Source organism: Caldimonas brevitalea, assembly GCF_001017435.1.
Classification (GTDB): Bacteria; Pseudomonadota; Gammaproteobacteria; order Burkholderiales; family Burkholderiaceae_C; genus Caldimonas; species Caldimonas brevitalea.
The window spans coordinates 4,359,092-4,381,291 of record NZ_CP011371.1 but is presented as its reverse complement, the minus strand read 5'-3'; the positions used below and the strand labels follow the sequence as shown (position 1 = coordinate 4,381,291).

Genomic DNA, 22,200 nt, shown 5'->3' with positions numbered 1-22,200 from the left:
CCGCACCATGAGTTTCGAAATTGCACTGTCCGGCATCAACGCGATCAACACCCAGCTGGACACCATCAGCAACAACATCGCCAACTCGGGCACCTACGGCTTCAAGTCGAGCCGCGCCAACTTCGCCGCGATGGTCGCCGGCACCCAGCCGACCGGCGCCGAAGTGGGCTCGCTGACCCAGAGCATCGAGACCGGCGGCGGTGTGCTGAACACCGGCCGCGCGATGGACGCCGCCATCCACGGCCGCGGCTTCTTCGTGGTGCGCGACGCGTCGGGTGAGCAGCTGTACACCCGCGTCGGCGTGTTCGCCTCGGACAAGGACGGCTACGTGGTCGACAGCGCCGGCCGCAAGGTGCAGGGCCAGGCCGCCATCGAGGGCAGCACGACGCCCGGCCCGATGGGCGACCTGCGCGTGCCGCAGGGTCAGATCGCCGCCAAGGCCAGCGACAACCTGAAGTACGTCGGCAACCTGTCGGCCTCGTGGAGCACGCCCACCGCCACGCCGTTCGACCGCACCGATCCGCAGACCTTCAACGGCTCGATGGTCTCGACCGTGCACGACTCGCTCGGCGCTCAACACAGCATCACGCAGTACTTCGTCAAGACGAACACCAATCAGGTGACGGTGCACTACACCTTCGACGGCACCGACCTGGGCACGACCAACGTGCTGAACTTCGGCAGCGACGGCCAGATGGTGTCGCCGATCGGCGCAGTGCCGCTCGCGCTCGGCACGCCCACGGGCGCTGACCCGATGACGGTGGACCTGGACTACACCGGCACCACCCAGTTCGCCGGCGAGGCCACCACCACGGTCAACGGCGCCAACGGCAACGCGTCGGGCACCTTGATCGGCCTGCAGATCGCCGAAGACGGCTCGGTCATCGCGCAGTACAGCAACGGCCAGAAGCAGAGCGTCGGCACGCTGGTGCTCGCCACCTTCCCGAACGAAACCGCGCTGACCCCGGTCAGCGAGACCAGCTGGTCGGTCTCGGTCGGCTCGGGCGCCGCGCTGTACTCGGCACCGGGCACCGGCATGGCCGGCAAGCTGAGCGTGGGCGCGCTGGAGCAGTCCAACGTCGACATGACCGCCCAGCTGGTCACGCTGATGTCGGCCCAGCGCAACTACCAGGCCAACACCAAGGTCATCTCGACGCACAACGAGATGATGCAGTCGCTGATGCAGGCGGTCTGAGGCAGGTTAGATGGACGCCCTGATCTACACCATCATGAGCGGCGCCGAGCGTGCGATGCGCGCTCAGCAGGTGCATGCCAACAACCTGGCCAACGTCGACACGACCGGCTTCCGGGCCGACCTCGAAATGGCCACCAGCCAGGCGGTGCAGGGGCCGGGCTACGACGCGCGCCACATGAGCGAGCTCGAGGCCAACGCCGTCAGCGCGCGCGAGGGCACGCTCAAGCAGACCGGCCGCGACCTCGATGTCGCGGTGGCGGGGCAGGGCTATTTCGCGGTGCAGTTCCGTGGCGGCGAGGCCTACACGCGCGCCGGCGCGTTCACGCTCGACGGCGAAGGCGCCCTGAGCGTCAACGGCCATCCGGTGCTGGGCGACGGCGGCCCCATCGTGCTGCCGCCGTTCAACCGTGTCGAGATCGCCACCGACGGCACCCTCTCGATCCAGCCCCCCGGCCAGCAGGAGATGCAGCCGGTCGACAAGCTCAAGCTGGTGAAGGCCGAGGCCGCCGAGCTGACCAAGAACGAGGCCGGTTTGATCGTCTCGCGCACGGGCCAGCCGCTGAATGCCGACGAGACCGTGCTGGTGCGCAGCGGCTTTCTCGAAGGCAGCAACGTCTCGGCGGTCGAGGAGATGGTCGCGACGATGAGTTTGAACCGCGACTTCGAAGTGCAGATGAAGCTCTACCGGGCGGCCGATTCGATGGCCGAGGCCGGCAACCGTCTGATCCGCGAGTGAGCGGCAACCAAGACACGAAAGGACAGATGTCATGAATCCCGCAATGTGGATCAGCAAGACCGGCGTGCAGACGCAAGACGCCAAGCTGCAGGCCATCGCCAACAACCTGGCCAACGTCAACACGGTCGGCTTCAAGCGCGACCGCGTGGTCAGTGAAGACCTGGCTTACCAGATCGAGCAGCAGCCCGGCGCGCAGCGCGCCGACAACACGCTGTCGCCGTCGGGCATCCAGCTCGGTACCGGCACGCGTATCGTCGGCACCCAGAAGGTGTTCACCAACGGCAACCTGCAGACCACCGGCCAGTCGCTCGACGTGGCCATCGTCGGCAATGGTTTCCTGCAGGTGCGCCGCCCCGACGGCGAGACCGCCTACACGCGCGCCGGCCAGCTGCAAGTCGACGCCGAAGGCCGCTTGGTGAACGCGCAGGGGCTGCCGCTGCTGCCCGAGATCACCGTGCCGGAGAATGCGACCGCCATCAGCATCGGTGACAACGGCATGGTGTCGGCCACCGTGGCCGGCCAGACCGCACCGACCGAGCTGGGCCAGCTGCAGCTCGCCAACTTCATCAACCCGACCGGGTTGCTGGCACTGGGCGAGAACCTCTACCAGGTCACCGCCGCCAGCGGTGCCGCCAACGAAGGCACCCCGGGAGAGGAAGGCTTCGGCAAGCTCAAGCAGGGCGCGCTGGAAGGCTCCAACGTGCAGGTGGTCGAAGAGATGGTCGACATGATCGCGGCCCAGCGCACCTACGAGATGAACACCAAGGTGCTGAGCGCGGCCGACAACATGCTGCAGTCGCTGGCACAGGCGGTGCGGTGATGAGAACGGCGCTGTATTGCGGGCTGCTCACGCTGTTGGCGACTGCCGGCTGCGCGACCGCGCCGTCGGTGGCCCCGCCGCCGGTCGACGACGTGCCGCCGGTGGCCATGGCCCCCAAGCCCAAGGGCAGTGCCGGCGGTGTGTTCGTCGGCGGCTCGAGCTGGTCGATGACGGCCGACGGCCGCGCCTTCCAGCCCGGCGACGTGCTGACCGTGATCCTGCAAGAGACCACGCAGGCCAGCAAGAAGGCCGACACCAGCATCGGCAAGGACAGCGGCGTGTCGATCAAGGCCCCGGTGCTGGCCGGCAAGACGCTCAAGGCCGACGTCGGCGTGGACGCCACGCGCGAGTTCTCCGGCAGTGCGTCGAGCACCCAGCAGAACACGCTGCAAGGCGCGATCACGGTGGTGGTGCACGAAGTGCTGCCCAACGGTTTGCTGCGCGTCAACGGCCAGAAGGTGCTGAGTCTGAACCAGGGTGAGGAATTCATCCGCCTGAGCGGTTATGTCCGCTCGACCGATGTCGACAACGACAACCGCGTCTCGTCGCAACGTATTGCCAACGCCCGCATCACCTATGCCGGCCAGGGCGCGCTGGCGGACGCCAACAACGCCGGCTGGCTGACGCGGCTGTTCTTCAGCCCCGTGATGCCGTTCTGAGCACGGCCCGCCCCAACACGAGCAACCAACATCCCATGAACACCCGCCATCTGGCCGCCGGCCTCATCCTGACCGCCCTCCTGGCCCTGGTGCCGACCGCGCATGCCGCGCAGGCGCTGCGCAACCTCGTGCGCGTCGAAGGCATGCGCGAGAACCAGCTGATCGGCTATGGCCTGGTGGTGGGCCTGCAGGGCACCGGCGACAGCACGCAAGTCAAGTTCTCGGGCCAGTCGGTCACCAATCTGTTGAAGCAGTTCGGCATCGAGTTGCCGGGCCGTGGCGACACCAAGCTGAAGAACGTCGCGACCGTGATGGTCAGCGCCGTGTTCCCGCCCGGCTACCGGCGCGGCCAGACCATCGACATCACGGTCTCGTCGCTGGGCGACGCCAAGAGCCTGCGCGGCGGCACGCTGCTGCTGACGCCGCTGAAGGCGGCCGACGGTGAGGTCTACGCGCTGGCCCAGGGCAACCTGGTGATCGGCGGCCTGAGCGCGCAAGGCGCGAGCGGGTCGAGCGTCACCGTCAACACGCCGACCTCGGGCCGCATTCCGAACGGCGCCAGCGTCGAGCGCGAGATCGAGACCGATTTCGACAGCCGCCCGACGGTGCGCCTGAGCCTCAAGCGCCCGCATTTCCAGACCGCGACCAACATCGTGGAAGCGATCAACCGCCGTTATGGCGAGATCGCCACCACCCGCGACGCCACCAGCGTCGAAGTGATGGCGCCGGCCAATCCGACGCAGCGCGTCGCCTTCGTCGCCGGGCTCGAATCGATGGCGATCGACGTTGGCGCCGAGGTGCCCAAGGTGGTGTTCAACTCCCGCACCGGCACGGTCGTGATCGCCGAAGGTGTGCGCGTGCGGGCGGCCGCCGTGTCGCACGGCGCGCTCAAGGTGGTGATCTCCGAGTCGCCCCAGGTCAGCCAGCCGGCGCCGTTTGGCAACGGCGACACCACGGTGACGCCGCAGTCGCGCGTGGCGGTGGAGCAGGGCGGCAAGCCGATGTTCAAGTGGCCGGCCGGCGTCAGCCTGCAGGCCATCATCGACACGGTCAACAGCACCGGCGCCTCGCCGGACGACATCATGGCCATCCTGCAGGCCCTCGACCAGGCCGGCGCGATCGACGGCGAACTGGTCATCATCTGATGAGGACGACAAAATGGACCTCACCACCCCTGCTGCACGCGCCTTCGCCCTGACCACGCCCATCGGCAGTGGCGGCACCGGCGCCCCCGAGGCCGCGCCCGCCGCCGGCACGGGCGACGAGGCGCGCGCCAAGGTCGAAGCTGCGGCACAGAAGTTCGAGGCGTTTTTCATCACCGAGGTCTTGCGCCAGATGCGCCGCACCACCCGCGAGATGAGCGGCGAAGACAGCGTGTTCCACAACCGCATCAACCAGGACATGCTGGACATGGCCGACGGCCAGATGGCCGACAGCCTATCGGGCCAGCGCGCCTTCGGCATCGCCGACGCGATCCTGCGGCAGCTGTTGCCGGCGGAAGGTGCCGGCGCGGTGGATACCGAGCGCGGCCGCTGGCCACGGGCGGAGGCCCCGGACACGCCGCCACGGTGAGGCAAACGGCCGGGCGCCGGTACAAATCCACGTTCCGGGCCGCCGGTGTTTAAGGCGGCGGAGTGCGTGGTCGCCTTGTCCAAGTAACAGACACCTATTCTCATGTCCACCATCTACAACGCTCTGTCCGGTGCCCTGGCGGCCCAGGCCGCGCTGAACACCGCCAGCCAGAACATCGCCAACGTGATGACGCCCGGCTACACCCGCCAGGGCGTGATGCTGGTGGCCTCCAAGCCGTCGCAGGCCGGCGCGCTGGGCGCCGGCGACGGTGTGCAGGTGCCGGCACTGATGCGCTTCAGCGACGGCTATAAGAATCTGCAGCTGTGGCAGGCGGCGTCGGAGCTGGGCGAGCGCGAGACCGTGCAGCCCTATCTGACGCAGCTCGAGCAGGTGATGGGCGACGAGGCCTCCAGCATCAACTCCGGGCTGGACGCCTTCTTCGGCGCCCTCAATGCCGCCAGCGTCGAACCGACGTCGAGCCCGCTGCGCCGCCAGGTGATCACCTCGGCCGACGCGCTGGCCCAGCGTTTCAACAGCCTCGACCAGGTGCTGGCGCACCAGCGCGCCTCGATCTATCAGCAGCGTTTGTCGAGCGTGGCGCAGATCAACACGCTGACCGCCGACATCGCCTCGCTCAACAAGGAGATTTCCGCCACCCGCGCCACCGGTTTGAACCCGTCGGGCCTGATCGACGAGCGCGACCAGAAGATCGACGCGCTGGCCGGGCTGGTGGGGGTGCAGGTGGTCGACCAGACGGACGGCTCGCGCTCGGTGTCGCTGCGCGGCGGTCAACCGCTGGTGGTCGGCATTGGCGCCGCCACGATGGCCGCGGTCGGCCTGCCCGACGGCTCCCAGAAGCTGACGCTCAACTTCGCCCGCGAATCCTTCACGCTGTCGCCCGACGGCCTGGGCGGCCCGCTGGGCGGTTTGAACGATTTTGAACGCCGCGTGCTCGCACCGCTGTCCGACTCGATCACGGCGATGGCCGGCGAACTGGCCGACAAGTTCAACACGCAGTTGGCGGCCGGTTATGCGATGGACGGCAGCGCCGGCACCGCGTTGTTCCAGTTCGACGCCTCGAGCGTCGGCGGCCTGCTGCAGGTGCACACCGAGATGGAGGCGGGCGAACTGGCGCTGTCGGCTGACCCGACCCAGCCGGGCAACAGCGACAACCTGCTCGCGCTGATCGCGATCAAGCAGCAGCCGGTGTCCGCCGGCGTGCTCGGCAACGTTTTGCTGGGCGATGCCTACACCCAGCTGGTCGGCAAGCTGGGCATGGACAGCCAGCAGAACCAGACGGCCTTGAAGACCGCCGAAACCGTGCGCAACCAGGCCGAGGAAAGCTGGAAGTCCACCAGCGGTGTCAACAGCGACGAAGAAGCGATCAACCTGATGCAGTACCAGCAGATGTACCAGTCCAACATGAAGGTGATCGCGGTGGCGAACCAGCTGTTCGACGCGACGCTGGCCATGTTCCGCTGATCCCTCTGCCTCACGCCCCGCGCCCCAAGGAAACACCGCCATGCGTATCGCCAGCGCCCACTACCACGCGACGATGAACACCGCGCTGCAGACCGCCTCGTCCAAGGTGGCCGACGTCATGCACCGCATGGCCACCGGGCAGCATCTGCTGAAGCCGAGCGACGACCCGGTGCGGCAGGTGCGTCTGTCGCGTTTGATGCGCGAGGACGCGGCGCTGACCCAGTACCGCGACAACATCGGCGCGCTGCGCAGCCGGCTGCAGCAGAACGAAACCCTGCTCGACGGCATGAGCCGCGACATGCTGCAGGCGCGCGACCTGCTGGTGTGGGCGGCCGACGGCGGCAACACGTCGGAGGACGTCGGCGCGATGGCCGATTCGCTGGCCGCGCTGCGCGACAGCCTGTTCTACAGCGTCAACAGCCGCGACCAGGAAGGCCGCTACCTGTTTTCCGGCACCGCCACGGCCACGCCGGCCCTCACGTACGACCCGGCCGCCGCGCCCGGTGCGCGCTACAGCTTCACCGGCAACACCGAGGCCCAGAAAGTCATGGTCGGCAACGGCGTGACGCAGACGGCCAACGTGAGCTTGCAAGAGATGCACGGCCTGCTGAACCTGCTCGACCAGACCGTCGCGACACTCGCGACCCCTGGTGTGCGCGTCAGCGACCCCGCCGCCCACGCCCAACTGTCGGCGGCGATCGACGGCCTGGACGCCGGCCTGGACGCGGTCAACGTCAAGATCGCTGGCCTGGGCGGCGCCCAGAACCTGCTGTCGACCCTGGACACCAACCATCAGAACGTCAGCCTGTCGAACCAGCAGGCGGTGCTCAAGCTTGGGCAACTCGATTACGGCGACGCCGCCGTTCAGCTCAACGGCTACACCACCGCCTTGCAAGCGACCCAGAAGGCCTATGGCCAGGTGAGCCGCTTGTCGTTGTTCGACGTGCTCTGAGGATCGAAGACGAGACTTTCCCATGCAGATCGCGCCCCTTGATTCCGGCTTGCCGGCCTTGCGCCGGGCGCCAGGCACCGACCGCCCGGCGGCGGCCGCTGCCGGCTCGACGCAGGCGACCGCGACCTCCGCACCTTTGGCCGGCGCCGGCTTGCGTGGCTGGCAACCGCAGTTCAACGGCCAGGTGGCCGGCGCCCAGCAGGCACTCGGCTTTCTGGACGAAGCCGACAGCCAGTTGCAGCAGCTGAAAGCCACCTTGAGCGGCAAGCTCGCCAAAGGCGAAGCGGGCGACAGCGGCACCGCCGAGGCCCTGCAGCGGTTCGAGGCCTTGTGGCGTCGCCGCAGCGAGGCGAGTGCGGCCAGCCTCGACGGCCAGCTGGCCTACCAAGGCAAGGGCGGCGCCCGCCAGCAGTTCAAGATCCGCGGCCTCGACCTGAAGGCCGTGCGCGCTGGTGCGGCGGAAACGCTGGCGATCTCGGTCGGCGCGAGCGGCCAGCGGGCAGTGCGGGTGCACATCGACCCCGCTCTCGGCGACGCCGAGGTGGCGGCCCGCCTCGACCAGGCCCTGGCCCCGATCGGCATCCGAGCCGGCCTCGACACGCAAGGCCGGCTCGGCTTCAGCACCCCCGAGACCAACTGGCCCGCGGTACGCGACGGCCTGGCGATGCAGGGCGGTGGCATCCGCTTCCCGAGCGGCCGCTTCCACAGCGTGCGCACCGAGCCCGAGCCCCAGGCCGTGCGGCCGGAAGGCTGGCAAGGCAACGACCGGGCCGCGCTGCGCCAGACCTTGCAGCAGGTGGTGGACGCGCTCGACCGCGTGCGCCGCTCGCGCGACGCGATCCAGCAGGCGCTGGACGAGGCCGCGCGGCAGGTCGACCCCCCCGTGGCGGCGGTCGAAGGCAGCTGGGCGTCGACGTTCACGGCCGAGTTCGAATCGGCCAGTCGCGAGCCGGGCTACCAACTGCTGTCGGCCATTGCGCCGGCCTTGATCGGCATCGACCGCCAACGGGTCATGGCCTTGCTCGGCCTGACCGCCTGATCCTCCATCTCACCGGCACCCGGGCCCACCGCGCTGCCGCAACCGCCGGCACGCTCGGCCCGTGCCGGCCCGCCGCCTTGCCGCTGGCGCCCGCACCACGCCGCGGCAGCCCTCGGGTCCCCTCTCGGCGTTGACTCCCCCTCATAAGCATTTTTCCTAGTCCCCGCTACGGCAAGCGCGCGGCGGTCCGGGCCTGCGCTTGCCTATGCTGCCGGAATGGACTTCCTCAGCCGCTTGCTGCACTCACGGTGTGCGCCCAGCGGCGGCAGTCGCAACATGGGGCCCGCGGCACCGCTCTTCGGTGGTGCTGCCGTGCTGTGTTGCGCGCTGGCCGCCGGGGTGCTGGGCTGGCCGTGGTTGGCGCTGGTGCTGGCCGGCCTGGGCGCCTTGCCGTGCATCGCGGTCGGCCGCGGTGTGGCGCTGCGGCAGGTGGAGCGTCGGCGTGGCAGCCTGCAGCGGGCCCGCCGCCGCCTCGCGGCCCGCCGAGAGGCACACCATCGGCTCGAGCGGCAATGCGACGCGCTGGCACAACGGGTGGAGGAGCAGCAGCGCATGCTCGACCACTCGGTCGACGCGCGCCGGCACCTGCGCCAGCTGGAGATGCAGGCGGAGGTGATCGAACGCACGCACGACGCCGTGGCGGTGCTCGACGAGCAGGGACGGGTGTTGCGCTGGAACCAGGGCGCCACGCGTGTGTTCGCCCGGACGCCGGAGGCCATGCTGGGCCGTCCGTTCGAGGACCTGTTCGAGGACGGCGACCGGCTGGCCCTGCACGACCTGCTGACGCAAGGATCGCGTGCGGCGGCCGACGGCGGCGCGGCCGAGCTGGAGGTGCGCGCGCTGACCCAGCAAGGGGATGCCTTGTGGGTGCTGTTGTCCGTCTCGCGCCTGGCGGCGGGCGAGGCCGGCGGCGACCTGCTGCTGGTCTACGGCCTGGACATCACCGCCAGACGGCTGGCCGAGGACACCTTGCGCCGCACGCTCGAGCGCGCCAACGCGCATAGCACGCGCTTGCTGGGTTTGAGCCGGGCCTCGGTCGAAATCAGCCGGCGTCTGGGCCAGCCCGATCTGGTGCAGCGGATCGCCGACGACGCGCGCCATCTGATCGCGGCGCACCAGTGTGTCATCAGGGTGTCCGGAGGCGACGGCGGTGCGCCGGCCGGCCAGGCCCATTCGTATTCCAGCAAGTACGCAGCCTACCGCCAGCGGGCGGCGGCACCGGGCGTGCCACCTCTGCACGCCATGGTGTTGCAGCACGCCAGCCCGATGTTGCTGACCCAGGAGCAGCTGGAACGACACCCCCGTTGGCGCCGTGTCGACGACCCGGGTGCCGGTGAGCCGCCGTTGCGCGGCTGGCTGGCGGTGCCGATGTTCGGGCGCGACGGCCAGCCTGTCGGGGTGCTGCAACTGTCCGACAAGTACGAGGGCGATTTCGACGCCGACGATCTGGCCGTGGCCACGCAGCTGGCGTTGCTCGCCGCGGCGGCGATCGAATCGGACGCCTTGTACCGGCGCGCCGCGCTGGCTGAACGGGAACTGCGGCAGCGCCAGCCCGCCCGCGCCCCGGCAACGGCGGTGGTCGCCGACACCGGCCACACCGCGGTGACGCCGGTCAGTGGCACCGGCGCGGCCCGGGCACCGGCACGTGAGGTCGAACGCTTGGCGGTGCTGGCCGTGGGCGAGTTGGAGGAGCCCTTGCGCAAGATCCAGGGTTTCGCGCAGCGCCTGCTGCAGCGGCAGGCCGGCCGGCTCGACGACGAAGGCCGGGAAGACCTGGGGCGTGTGGGACAGGCGACCCGCCGTCTGCGCGCCCGGCTGCAAGACCTGCTCGCGTACAGCCGGGTGCTCGGCGGCGAGCCGAATTGGCGCTCGGTCGACCTGTACCAGCTGGTCGGCGAGGTGCAGCGAGACCTGGCGCCGGCACTGCAGCGTGGCGGCGCCGTCGTCACCGTGTCGCCGCTGCCGGTGGTCGAAGGCGACGCGGCCCGGCTGCAGCAGCTGCTCCACCACCTGCTGGACAACGCGGTGAAGTTCGTCGTCCCCGGGCAGGCGCCGCGGGTCACCATCAGCGCCCGTTCGCTGGTCGCGCCCTTGCCTGAGGGCGGCGCGCTGCAGCCGCAGGTCGAGATCGAGGTGCGCGACGAGGGCATCGGCGTCGACGCGCAGCAGGCCGAGCGCATCTTCCGGCCGTTCGAACGCCTGCATCCGCGCTCCCGCTACGAAGGCTCGGGCCTCGGCTTGGCCGTCGTGCGCAGCATCGTCGAACAGCACCGCGGCAGCGTCTCGTTGTGGCCGCACGACGGGGCCGGCAGCCGTTTTGTCGTGCGCTTGCCGCTGCGCCAGACGACCGAGGCGACGGTCGACCCGAGCGGGGACGGCCTGCCCGCACCGGTGGTGGCGTGCGTGCCGGCCGGGCAGGACGCTGCATGACGCCGGACGGCACCACGCTGCGCCTGCTGCTGGCCGACGACGACGCGGAAGACCGGCTGCTGCTGCAGGAGACGCTGGAGGCAGCGCCGGGCCGGCGTTTCAGGGTCGACGCCGTGGAAGACTTCGATGCGGCCGCCCGGTCCTTGCAGGCGGCCGCACACGATGTGTGCCTGGTCGCGCAACACCTCGGAGCGCACCGCGGCGCCGCCTTGCTCGACCTCGCCACCTCGCTGCCGGCCAGCCCTGCCGTAATCATGCTGCTGGATGCCGGCGACCCGGTGCTCGAGCGCGAGATGCTGCGGCGCGGCGCGGCCGACTGCTTCGTCAAAGGTGAGCTCGACGCGGCGACGCTGGGGCGCGGCATCGCGGCGGCCGTGGCGCGCCGGCAACTGGGCTCCGAAGGGGTGGGCGAACGCGACCGCCTGCGGCGTTTGCTGCGCGCGCAGGTCGAGCAGGTGCGCGCGCTGAGTCGGCGCGAGGCGCAACTGCTGGCGCTGCTGCGCGACAGTGCCGACGCCTGGCTGGTGGTCTCGGACGACCAGCGGGTGCGCTTTCTCAATGCCGCGGCCCTGCAGCTGTGCCGGCCCGAGCCGACGCTGGGTGAACCGCTGCCCGCGGCGCTCGCCATGGCGCTGATGCCCGCTTTGCAAGCCGGCGCGCACGCCGTGGGTGCGGTCCGCTTGCCCGACGCGCAGGGGCGCGAGCGTGCGCTGGAACTGCGTCGCTCGGCGACGGAATGGGACGGGCGGCCCGCCTGGCTGCTGGCGCTGCGCGATGTCCTTCCCGAAAGGGCGGCCCCCGCCGGCGCACCGCACGACCTCGCGTTGCGTCCGGGCGATGCCGCGGGGTCTGTTGTCCGCCAGGCCACGCACGATCCACTGACCGGCCTGCCCAACCGCAGCCTGCTGCTGGCGCGCATGCAAGACGCGCTCGCGTCCGCCCGCGACCAGGGCCACAAGCTGGCACTGCTGGTGGTGGATCTCGACCACTTCAAGGAAGTCAACGACGCGCTGGGCCATGCGGTGGGCGACGCCATGCTGCAGGAAGTGGCCGGGCGGCTGCGCGGCTGCGTGCCCGAGGCGGCATGCGTGGCCCGTCTCGGCGACGACGAGTTCGGCGTGTTGCTCGGCCCGTTGGCACATCCCGACGACACCTTGCCGACCCTGCAGACGCTGCTCGCGCGCCTGGGCGCACCTTACGAGCTGCAGGGCCAGGCGCTGCATGGCAGCAGCAGCATCGGGGTCGCGGTGGTGGGCGCAGACGAGGTCGGCGACCCGCTGCAGTGGCTGCGGCAGGCCGACCTTGCGATGTATGCCGCCAAGCGGGCCGGCCGCAACACCAGCCAGTGCTATGGCCCTGAACTGGTGCAGCGGCTGAACGAGCGCATCGACATGCGTCAGCGCCTGCAGGAGGCGATACGGGGTGCCGAGTTCGAGCTGCATTACCAGCCGCAGATCGACCTCACCAGCGGCCGGGTGCGCGCGATCGAAGCGCTGGTGCGGTGGCAGCATCCGCGCCTGGGGCAGATCGGGCCGATGCGGTTCGTCCGGGTGGCCGAGGAGACCGGCCAGATCGACGCCATCGGCGCCTGGGTGCTCGCGCGTGCTTGCGCCCAGCATCAGCAATGGCTGTCGCAAGGGCTGGTCGACGCCGTGGTGGCCGTCAATGTGTCGGCGCTGCAGTTCCAGCGCCCCGATTTCGTGGCGTTGGTCGAGGGTGTGCTCGCGGCCAGCGGCCTGCCGGCCCACCGGCTCGAACTGGAGTTGACCGAGTCGGTGCTGATGGACACGGTCGGCCGCGGCACGGAAGTGCTGGCGCAGCTGCGCCAGCGCGGCGTACGCATCGCGATCGACGATTTCGGCACCGGCTTTTCGAGCCTGGGCTACCTCAAGCGCTTCCCGGTCGACAAGGTCAAGATCGACCGCTCTTTCGTGGCCGATCTGGGGCAAGAGGGCGAGGGCGCGGCGATCGCCCGCAGCGTCATCGCGATCGCCCGGCACTTGGACGTGCGCGTGGTCGCCGAAGGTGTCGAAACCGAGGCGCAGTTGGACTGGCTGCGGCGCCACGGGTGCGACGAGGCGCAGGGCTACCTGCTGGCCAAACCGATGTCGGCCGCTGAGTTGACCGAGCACTTGCGCGACACGCTGGCGCGCCCGGACGCCCTGCGGACCCGCCCGACGCTGCTGCTGGTGCATGCCGAGGCGAGCGTGCTGCGCGCGCTGGAGCGGGTGCTGCAGCGCGACGACCTGACCGTGCTGGGCGCCGCCGATGCGGCAACGGCCCTCACGATGCTGGCGCAACACCGGGTCGACCTGGTGCTGGCCGATCAGCACCTGACCGACCGCAGCGGTGTCGAGCTGCTGGAACAGGTCGGCCGCGATTTTGCACCGGTGGTGCGCGGCCTGCTCCACCGGGAGGCCGACGCCGCCGTCGCGGAGCGGGCGCTGGCCGCCGGCTTGTGCGAGCACCGCCTGCTGGTGCCGTGGCAGGACGACAGTCTGCGCTGGCAGGTGAGGCAGGCGCTGCGTTCGGCTTCCGCACAAGACGTGGCGGCCGACACGAAGGGGGGGCGTGGCCCGCATCGCCTGGCATGAGCCACTGGCCTCGAGAACTCATGCGCCGCGCGGGCGCAGGGTTTGCTGACCGTTGAGGAGCTTTGCTCGACTCGCGCGTGGCGCCGGGCAGCAGCCGGGACGAAAAACCGGCGCCCTTGGCCGTCGCCCTTGGCGTCGCTTTTGGCAGTAGGGCCTGGAGCACGGCCTGCCACCGTTTCCTTTTTACCAGGAGGTCCAGCCGCTGGTGTCCACCTTCACGGACCCGATGCAGCCCGGCAGCTTGACGCCAGGGCCGGGCCGCCCTGGCCGAGGCGCATGCGCATGAGTGCACTCACCGAACTGCCCCTGTACCGGGTGCTTCTGCGCGCCGCCGGGTGGACCTTGTTGCCCTTGCTCGGGCTGGCGGCATGGCAGGCCTACGACGACTACCGCCAAGACCTCCGTCTTGAACGCGACACGCTGGTGCAGGCGACCGACCGGCACTTGCGCCTGGTCGAACGCAACCTCGAGCGGTCCTTGCAGGTGCTCGCCTTCGGTGCGGCGCGCCTGGCCCAGCCCTCGGCCGGGCCCGATGGCTGCGGGCGGGTGCCGCAGGACCTGCTGCGTAGCGACAAGAGCATTGCCGCTGCTTGGGTGCTGGCGCCGGATGGCAAGCCGCTGTGCGGCGCCGACAGCGCGGGAGCCGCGGGCCTGCCGCCGGCGACGCTGCCTCCCTTGCCCGGCCCCGGCGGCGCACCCTGGAACCTCGGGTTGGACCGCGAGGGCGTGGTGCTGCGTTACCGCGTCGGCGTCGACGAGCACGCTCCGGCCGGCAGTTTCGCGATCCGCGTCGACACGGCCGACCTGACCGGTCACGATCTGCACCTGCTGGACGGCCGGTTCAAACTGGCGGTGCGGTGGTACGACGGTGCGCGGCCCTTGCCGGCGCGGCGCATGGCGTCGGACGACCGAGAGGGCTACACCCACACCATCGTGCTGCGCGGCCAGGCGGTCGGCGAAGTGTCGGCGGCGCCGGTGCCGGGTACCCTGCCGCTCGGCAGCGAGGCGCTCGACCGGGTCGGCACGATGCTGGGCCTCACGGTGGGCTGCCTCGCACTGCTCGCACTGGCGCTGGCCGTGCATGGTCAACGTGTGATCCGCCGCGACGTCGCCAAGCTCGCCCGCGGCGCGCTCCACCCGGAAGAGGCGGCGGCGCTGGCCGACACCATCCGGTTGCGTGAACTCGCGGACGTGGCGCGCGCGATGGCCGCAGGGCATGCGCGTGCGGCGCAGCTGACCGACGCCTTGCGTCGCAATGCCGAGCGCCTCGAAGACGTGCAGCGCGCGGCCGCCATCGGCTCGTGGCGACTGGACCTGCGCGACGGCAGCATCGAGTGGTCGAACCAGACCTACGCGCTGTACGGTGTGCCGCGTCATGTGTCGCTGACGCTCGAGCTGGTCGGCGGCATGGTGCACCCCGACGACCAGCCCAACTTCAAGCGCCACACGCAGGCCCTGCTCGACGGCGGCGCCGAATTCGACCTGGTGTACCGGGTGGTGCGCCCCGACCGCAGCGAACGTGTGCACCATGCGCGCGGCGTGGTGGCCAGCCGCGATGACGAGGGCCGGCCCGACAGTGCGATGGGCACTGTGCAGGACATCACCGAGGCCTTCGGCGCGGCGCGGCTGAACGAAGCCCTGTCGGGCGCGCTGTTCTTGACCGGGGATGCGGTGCTGCTGGCCCGCGTGACGTCGCAGGGCGAGTTGGTGCGCCTGTGGGCCAACCCGGCCTACGACGCGATGCACCACGGCCTGGGCACCGCCCATGCCTCGACGCACGAACAGTTGCTGCACTCCGAGCGCGGGCTGTTGCGATCGCAGGCCGACGTGGTGCAGAAGGCCTTGCGCGAGCAGCAGCCACTCCGGCTGGAAATGGCCTTGACGCTGCGGCTGGGCCCACGCTGGTTCGAGTTGGACGTGATCCCGGTGGTGCCGGCGCAGGGCGGCGAGGTGCACTGGCTGCTGGTGCTGCGCGACATCGAAGCGCGCCACGAGGCCGAGCAGCGCGTGCGCGACAGCGAGAAACGCTACCGCGAACTGTTCAACCACCATCCCTTGCCGATGTGGATCTACGACACCGGCAGCCTGCGCATCGTCGACGTCAACCCGGCGGCGATCGAGAAATACGGCTATCGACGCGAGGAGTTCCTGCAGCGCTCGGTGTTGCAGATGCATCCCGCGGAAGACGTCGACGCGGTGCGCGACTCGCTGCACGGCGGCCGCCCCGAGGCGCTGCAGACGCGCCGCTGGCGCCATCGGCTGGCCAATGGCGAGATCATCACCGTCGATATCTACGGCCAGGACGCACCTTTCGACGGCCCGGGCCACCGGCTGGTGTGCCCGGTCGATCGCAGTGCCGAGCAGGCCGCGATCGAAGCGCTGCGCTTGCTCAACAGCCAACTCGAAGCGACGGTGGAAGAACGCACGCGCGAGCTGGCGCAGCGCGAGCAGCTGTACCGGGTGTTGTCCGACCTGTCGCCGCAGATCCTGTGGCAATGCAATCCGGGCGGCGAGGTGACCTACCTCAACCGCGCCTGGTACGAACTGGTCGGTCCCAGCGATGACCAATGGCTGGGCACGAGCTGGCTCGATGTGGTGCACCCGGACGACCTGGACGCCACCCGCGAGGCCTTCCTGCAGGCCTTCCGGAGCCGTTCGACCATGCGGGTGCGACGCCGGTTGCGGGCCCGCTCGGGCGCCTACCGCAGCTTCCTCGGGGTGGCCGCGCCGGTGCTCGACGCCAATGGGCGTATCGAACGCTGGGTGGGCGTCGACACCGACATCACCGAGCTGGAACGGCAGTCGAGCCGACTGCAGCAGCTCAACGACGAACTGGAGTCGTTCTCGTACTCCATCTCGCACGACCTGCGCGCGCCGGTGCAGGTGATGAAGGGGTTTCTCGATGCGGTGCTGTCCGGGCAGGGCGGGCAGGTCGACGAGCGTGCGCGCGGGTACCTGGAACGCGTGTTGCGCAATGCGCGCCGCATGGACGAGTTGATCCACGACATGCTGGCGCTGTCGCGGCTGTCGCGCTCGCCGTTGCGCTGCACCCGGTTCGACGTCGCCGCGCTCGCGCGCAGTGTGGTCGAAACCATCCAGGAGCGTTACCCCGACCGGGTGGTCGAGTGCTGGACGCCGACACAGTTCGACCTCGTCGCCGATCGCGGGCTGGTGCAGGTGGTGCTGGAGAACCTGATGGACAACGCCGTCAAGTTCTCGCAGGGCCGGCCGGTGTGCCGCCTCGAGTTCACGGCGCGGCGTGAACGCGGCCAGGCCGTGTTGGAGCTGGCCGACGAGGGGGTGGGGTTCCCGCCCGAGTACGCCCATCGCTTGTTCCGGCCCTTCCAACGCCTGCACAGCCAGGACGCCTTCGCCGGCACCGGCGTGGGCCTGGCCACGGTGGCCCGCATCGCCCATTTGCACGGCGGGACCATCGAGGGCCGCAACCGGCCGCAAGGCGGTGCGGTGTTCGAGCTGCGCCTGCCGTTGCAACCCGAGCCGCAGCCCAAGGAAAGCCCGTCGGAGACCCCGGAGGCCGTGCCATGAAGGAACTCGTGCTCGTCGACGACAACCCCGACCAGCTCGAACTGCTGTCGCTCGCGCTCGAGGTGTCGCCCCTGGCTCGACCGGTGGTCACCTTCGGCAGCGGCAGCGACTGCGTGCAGGCGCTGGAGCGAGGTGTCGTCACGCCTGGCCTGGTCGTCCTCGATGTCAACCTGCCGGGGCTGGATGGCCCGGACACGGTGCGGCGCATCCGGCGTATCGCCACGGCCGCCGGCGTTCCGATCGTGATGCTGTCGACCTCCGACCAGGCGGGCGACATCCAGCGCTCACGCGACTCGGGCGCCGACGGGTATGTGCTCAAGCCGCACGGTGACCGCAGCTGGGCGGATGTGATCGCCGAGCTGATGCGCCATTGGCGCGACGCGTGAAGGGGGTGCTCTCCATGCTGCGCATCGTGTGTATCGAAGACGAGGAAGACGACGTGGAGCTGGTGCGGCTGAGCCTGGCCCGCGCCGGTGTCGATGCCGAACTGGTGCAGGTGGCCGACGAGCCTGGGCTGCTGCGTCACCTGGCGGCGCCGCCGGACCTGCTGCTGTGCGACTACAGCATCCCCGGCTTCTCGGCCGAACGGGCGCTGGCCTTGCTCGCTCAGGGCCAGCACGATGTGCCGCTCATCGTCGTCACCCGCGCGATCGGCGAAGAGGCGGTGGTGAAGCTGTTCCGCTCCGGCGCGAAAGACTATGTTGCCAAGGACAAGCTGGCCTTGTTGCCCTCGGTGATCGAGCGGGTGCTGCAGGCGCGCGCTCTCGAGCGGGAGCGCCGCCGCACCGCCGAACAGCTGCGGCAGGCCTACGACCGTTTGCGGCAGCTGTCGGCCCGCGTGGTCGACGCGCAGGAGCGCGAGCGCACGCTGATCGCACGCGATCTGCACGACGGCCTGGGCCAACTGCTGACCGGCATCGTGATCCACCTGCATGCGGCCGAGCGCAGCGGTGAGGCCGAGCAGGTGCGCCGCTTCAACGAGCGCGCCACCGCGCTCGCGCAGCAGGCGGTCGAGCAGGTCAAGACGCTGTCGTTCAACCTGCGGCCGGCGCAGCTCGATTTGCTCGGCTTCGTGGCCGCCGTGCAGGCTACGCTGGAGCGCCAGCTCGAGAACACGGGCGTGCAGGGCTACGTGCGCATCCGGGGGCCGCATCCCGTGGGCACCCACCCTTCGCACGCGGTGGCCTTGCGCATCCTGCAGGAGGCGCTGACCAACGTGGCGCGGCACGCGCGAGCGCACAAGGCGGTCGTGCGGCTGCATTTCTTCGGCACCGAACGACTGGTGATGACGGTGGCCGACGACGGCCGCGGCTTCGACGTGGCGCAAGTGCTGGCCGGTGGGGTCAGCGAGAAGAACCTGGGCCTGTATGGCATAGCCGAGCGCGCCGAGCTGGTGGGAGGGCGCATCCGCTGGCGCTCCACGCCGGGACGCGGCAGCGTGCTGCAGCTTTTCATTGCATAGCTCATCGCATTTACCGAGGGAACTCAACGTGACTGCCACTCCCACGATCCGCACCATCCTCGCCGACGACCACGACCTGGTGCGCTCGGGCCTGAAGCTCTTGCTGGAGATGGTGGAGGGCCTGAAGGTGGTGTACGAGGCCCGCAACGGCGCCGAGCTGATCGAATCGGCCCAGCGTTTGAAACCGGACCTTGTTGTCACCGACATCTCGATGCCCGACGTCGACGGGCTCACCGCGCTCAGCCAGCTGCGGGCGATGTCGCCCGCGCCCAAGGTGTTGGTGGTGTCGATGCACGACTCACCCGACTTCATCCGCCGGGCGGTGCAGCTGGGGGCGGCCGGTTATGTGCTCAAGGAGAGTTCGCCGCTGGAACTCGAGCAAGCCGTGGGCAGCGTGATGCGCGGCCACGCCTACTTCAGTGCGCAGGTGTCGCAGAAGCTGTTGCAGGCGAAGGAGCGGGCGCCTGAAGAGCTGCTGACCGAGCGGCAGCTGGAGATCTTGCTGATGATCGCGCGCGGGCTGGCGACCAAGGAGGTCGCCTTCAAGCTCGGGTTGAGCCCGAAGACGGTGGATGTGCACCGGGCGCGCATCATGGAGCGGTTGGGCATCAACGATGTCGCGGGGCTGACCTTGTACTGCGTGCGGCAGGGACTGATCGATCCGTCGCGCGATGTGCCCTGAGGGGGCGTTGAGATGCTGACCAGGCCGCCCAGTAGCGGCGGCGCTGGCTCCTGGCCGAACTACAGTTCCATAGAAACATCGGCCGCGCGGCGCCTGAGGCAGTTGGTCATCCCGATGCCACTGCGTTTACTTCGACCTTCTTCAGTGACCCTCGAGCAGTGTCCTTGGACTTCTCCTGAGGAGCCATCGCTTAACGCCGGAGAATTGCCCCTTGCCTTTGGCCTTCGCACTGGTGCACCAGGTAATGGACCCATGGCTCGCGTAGAGCCTCCCGGGTCTTACTTCGCGGAGGCCTTTATCGTGATGTTCGACGGCTCAATGGGAGCCCCGGCTTCTGCAAGGAGGTCCGCGGGCAGCTCTACTCGGGGAGCCAAGCGGTGAGCAAGCCAGTTGAACATGATGATCACAAGGGTCAGGCCGCTAAACACCGCAAACAGGAACCATGTGATTGACGCAAGGCTCCCCTCCGGAATCCCCGATCGCCAGGCAATCCAAGCGGTGCCGATGCCGCCCGCGACAGCCCAGACCCAACCAGCGGGCGCTACAGCGGTTGCAGCCTGAAATAGAGTCTTCGGCGGCTCGGGCGCGAACGACTCGTTGTCGAGGGCCGCCAGGCTCTGCTCTTCCATATAGCGCCGGATGAACTCCCAGAGCTCAGGCCACGTCTCCGACCCCAGCATAAGCGGCGAGGCCACCGTGAAGCCATCGACCACGCGGCCACTACCCGGCGACTCCTTTGCAATAAACCTCAGCTCGTGCAAGGTTTGCACGACATTTCCGCTGACGCGTGTTTCCTTGGCATGCTCTGCTTCCAAGCAATCCCAATCATACTCAACCAGGATCAACGGCCAACGCTTGAAAACGCCCGGCCAGTACTTCATGTTCACCAGGGCGGCGCTGAAGTGTATGCCCGGCATATCTTGTATAAACCGATAGACCTTGCGCGTTTTCCTGTTGAACAGGATGGGCATCCCAAGCGGGCTGAACAAATCAATTCGAAAGGCCCGGATCGCGCCAGCCGATGCGCACAAAATGATCAGCAGGCCTGCTGCGGCCAACACGAACGACATGAACGCTATGACGGCACTGCCGCCTCTGAGATTCGTTCGGAGTACGTCAACGAACAGGTCGAGGAGAAACATGCCCAGAATTGCAATGGGCACGAACATCAGAGCAAGTGTGCTGACGATACCTCTCGTCCTCGTAAAGGATGCTTCCAACGCGATGGCGTTCTCATAGTTCTTTTGGAGTAGACCCATCGAGCTTGGGGTGTCGGAGACAGACTTGCGCTTGTCAAGCCGCTTCGCTTCGCTCGCGTCGGGATAAAGAGTGTCCGGGGCAGCGGATTGCAGTTCCGCAGCACGTCGCCTGGTGTACTGAGTCATACCGATGCTGCTCCGTCTGCTTCGGCCTTCTTCAGCGAACCTGAAGCAGTGGCGTTGACTCCCCTTAGGAGTCCTCGCTTTACCGCCAGAGAATTGGCCGCTTGCATTTTGCCCCAGCAGTAGGTAATGGACGCGTGATTCGTCTAGGAGTTCCTGACTCTTACTTCGCGGAGGCTTTTATCGTGATCTTGGACCGCTCAACGGGAGCCCCGGCTTCTGCAAGGATGTCGGCCGGCAGCTCTACTCTTGGAGCCAGGCGGTGAGCAAGCCAGTTGAACGCGACAGTCCCAAGAAGGATGTTGCTCGATGCGGCGACAAGCAGCCACGTGACGCCCGCAAGAGTTCCTTCGGGAAGGCCGGAACGCAAGGCAATCCAAGCAGTGCCGACGCTCCCCGCAACAGCCCAGATCCACCCAGCCGGCGCAACGGCATTGGCGACCTGAAGTAAAGTCTTGGGCGGCTCTGGCGCGAACGAAGCTTCGTCGAGAGGCGCCAGACTTTGCTCCTCCATGTAGCGCCGGATGAACTCCCAAAGCTGAGGCCAGGTATCCGAGCCCAAGATAAGCGGTGACGCGACCGTGAAGCCGTCGACCACCCGTGCGCTGCCCTTGGATTCCTTTGCAACGAACCTTAATTCGTGCAAGGTCTGGACGACGTTTCCGCTCAGGCGCGTCTCTTTAGCGTATTCTGCCTCCAAGCAATCCCAATCGTATTCGATGAGGATCAACGGCCATGGCTTGAAAACCCCCGGCCAGTACTTCATGTTCACCAAAGCGGTCCTGAAGTCCGTGCCAGGCATATCTTGTATGAATCGGTACACCTTGCCGGTCTTCCTGTTCAACAAGATGGGCATCCCAAGCGGACTGAACAAGTCGATCCGCAAGGTTCTTATGCCTGCCGTCAATGAAAACAAGAAAAGTAGCAGGCTTACAACTCCCACGGCGAGTGCGAGGATCGCGGCCCCAATAGTTTTATCCCTGATGCTGTCTCGCACCAGCTCAACTGATCCATCGAGCAGAAGTAGACCGAGAACACCCACCGGAATCAACATCAACGCCATGACACTGGCGATCCCTCTGGTCCGGGTGCTCGCGGCTTCCAACGCAATGGCTTGCTCGTATACGCGCTGGAGGAGGCCGAGTGAGCGGGGGGTGGCGGAAGTCGCCTTCCGCTTGTCGAGCCGATTCACCTCGCTAGAGTCGGGTTCAAGATTGCCGGCCCCGCTGGGATGCTGCTCGGAAGCGCGACGCCTGATGTAGTTGGTCATACCGACGCCACTCCGACTGTTTGGGCTTTTTCACTAAACCTCGACCGGCGGATTTGGGCCCCTGCACCCGGCCTTTGCAAATTGGGCCTTTCGCCACAGAGAAACCAAGACCGTCCCCAGTCCAATTCACCCTACCTTTGTCGCCATCTTTGACGCCTCAACCGGAACTCCGGCTTCCGCCAGAATGTCGGGGGGCAACTCTACCCTCGGAGCCAGGCGGTGGGCGATCCAGTTGAAAACAATGATCATCAGGAGCACATTGCTAAACACGGCAAACAGGAACCACGTGATTGCCGCGAGGCTTCCTTCCGGAATCCCCGAGCGCAAGGCAATCCAGGCGGTGACTGCGCTCCCCGCGGTAGCCCAGATCCACCCGGCC

The 22,200-nt window shown here is 68.4% G+C and carries 17 protein-coding genes; 15 read left to right on the top strand and 2 right to left on the bottom strand.

Annotation, left to right across the window (positions count from 1 at the left end; translation table 11 throughout):
- Positions 1–7: 7 nt before the first annotated feature.
- The 15 genes from AAW51_RS18240 (at position 8) to AAW51_RS18170 (ending at position 19,169) form a co-directional block, all read left to right on the top strand.
- Positions 8–1,195 carry a flagellar hook protein FlgE gene (locus AAW51_RS18240; protein WP_047195738.1) on the top strand — a complete coding sequence of 396 codons (1,188 nt, stop codon included), beginning with the start codon at positions 8–10 and terminating at the stop codon, positions 1,193–1,195.
- Between the two features lie 10 nt (positions 1,196–1,205).
- Positions 1,206–1,931: a flagellar basal-body rod protein FlgF gene (flgF, locus tag AAW51_RS18235; RefSeq protein WP_047195737.1), complete on the top strand. Its 726-nt coding sequence runs from the start codon at positions 1,206–1,208 to the stop codon at positions 1,929–1,931.
- Positions 1,932–1,962: 31 nt separating this feature from the next.
- Positions 1,963–2,751 (top strand): flagellar basal-body rod protein FlgG, encoded by a 789-nt coding sequence (flgG, locus tag AAW51_RS18230; protein WP_169788050.1) that lies wholly within the window; start codon positions 1,963–1,965, stop codon positions 2,749–2,751.
- A complete protein-coding gene (gene flgH, locus AAW51_RS18225; RefSeq protein WP_157359954.1) occupies positions 2,751–3,410 on the top strand; it encodes a flagellar basal body L-ring protein FlgH in 660 nt (219 codons plus the stop codon). The genes flgG and flgH overlap by 1 nt, the downstream gene beginning before the upstream one ends.
- A 35-nt stretch (positions 3,411–3,445) precedes the next feature.
- Positions 3,446–4,555 (top strand): flagellar basal body P-ring protein FlgI, encoded by a 1,110-nt coding sequence (locus AAW51_RS18220; RefSeq protein WP_047195734.1) that lies wholly within the window; start codon positions 3,446–3,448, stop codon positions 4,553–4,555.
- Between the two features lie 13 nt (positions 4,556–4,568).
- Positions 4,569–4,982, top strand: coding sequence for a rod-binding protein (locus AAW51_RS18215; RefSeq protein ID WP_047195733.1), 414 nt, complete (start codon positions 4,569–4,571; stop codon positions 4,980–4,982).
- Between the two features lie 102 nt (positions 4,983–5,084).
- Positions 5,085–6,464, top strand: coding sequence for a flagellar hook-associated protein FlgK (gene flgK, locus AAW51_RS18210; RefSeq protein ID WP_047195732.1), 1,380 nt, complete (start codon positions 5,085–5,087; stop codon positions 6,462–6,464).
- Between the two features lie 40 nt (positions 6,465–6,504).
- Positions 6,505–7,416 (top strand): flagellar hook-associated protein FlgL, encoded by a 912-nt coding sequence (gene flgL / locus AAW51_RS18205; protein ID WP_047195731.1) that lies wholly within the window; start codon positions 6,505–6,507, stop codon positions 7,414–7,416.
- Positions 7,417–7,438: 22 nt separating this feature from the next.
- The gene (locus AAW51_RS18200; protein WP_047195730.1) at positions 7,439–8,455 is read left to right on the top strand and encodes a hypothetical protein; all 1,017 of its coding nucleotides are present in this window, start codon (positions 7,439–7,441) and stop codon (positions 8,453–8,455) included.
- A gap of 216 nt (positions 8,456–8,671) precedes the next feature.
- Positions 8,672–10,885, top strand: a complete 2,214-nt coding sequence (locus tag AAW51_RS28350; RefSeq protein WP_053013720.1) for an ATP-binding protein — start codon at positions 8,672–8,674, stop codon at positions 10,883–10,885.
- Positions 10,882–13,479 (top strand): EAL domain-containing protein, encoded by a 2,598-nt coding sequence (locus tag AAW51_RS28345; RefSeq protein ID WP_053013718.1) that lies wholly within the window; start codon positions 10,882–10,884, stop codon positions 13,477–13,479. Before AAW51_RS28350 ends, AAW51_RS28345 begins: the two co-directional genes overlap by 4 nt.
- A 282-nt stretch (positions 13,480–13,761) precedes the next feature.
- The gene (locus AAW51_RS28340; RefSeq protein ID WP_053013716.1) at positions 13,762–17,025 is read left to right on the top strand and encodes a PAS domain-containing sensor histidine kinase; all 3,264 of its coding nucleotides are present in this window, start codon (positions 13,762–13,764) and stop codon (positions 17,023–17,025) included.
- Positions 17,022–17,411, top strand: a complete 390-nt coding sequence (locus tag AAW51_RS18180) for a response regulator (RefSeq protein WP_047195729.1) — start codon at positions 17,022–17,024, stop codon at positions 17,409–17,411. The genes AAW51_RS28340 and AAW51_RS18180 overlap by 4 nt, the downstream gene beginning before the upstream one ends.
- A 14-nt stretch (positions 17,412–17,425) precedes the next feature.
- A complete protein-coding gene (locus tag AAW51_RS18175; RefSeq protein ID WP_047195728.1) occupies positions 17,426–18,487 on the top strand; it encodes a hybrid sensor histidine kinase/response regulator in 1,062 nt (353 codons plus the stop codon).
- A gap of 28 nt (positions 18,488–18,515) precedes the next feature.
- Entirely contained in the window at positions 18,516–19,169 is a 654-nt protein-coding gene (locus tag AAW51_RS18170; protein WP_047195727.1) for a response regulator, read from the top strand.
- Positions 19,170–19,447: 278 nt separating this feature from the next.
- Here the strand turns inward: AAW51_RS18170 and AAW51_RS18165 are convergent, their stop codons facing one another.
- Both AAW51_RS18165 and AAW51_RS18160 read right to left on the bottom strand, forming a co-directional pair.
- Positions 19,448–20,554: a DUF6708 domain-containing protein gene (locus AAW51_RS18165; protein ID WP_047195726.1), complete on the bottom strand. Its 1,107-nt coding sequence runs from the start codon at positions 20,552–20,554 to the stop codon at positions 19,448–19,450.
- A gap of 160 nt (positions 20,555–20,714) precedes the next feature.
- The gene (locus AAW51_RS18160; RefSeq protein WP_047195725.1) at positions 20,715–21,821 is read right to left on the bottom strand and encodes a DUF6708 domain-containing protein; all 1,107 of its coding nucleotides are present in this window, start codon (positions 21,819–21,821) and stop codon (positions 20,715–20,717) included.
- Between the last annotated feature and the right edge of the window lie 379 nt (positions 21,822–22,200).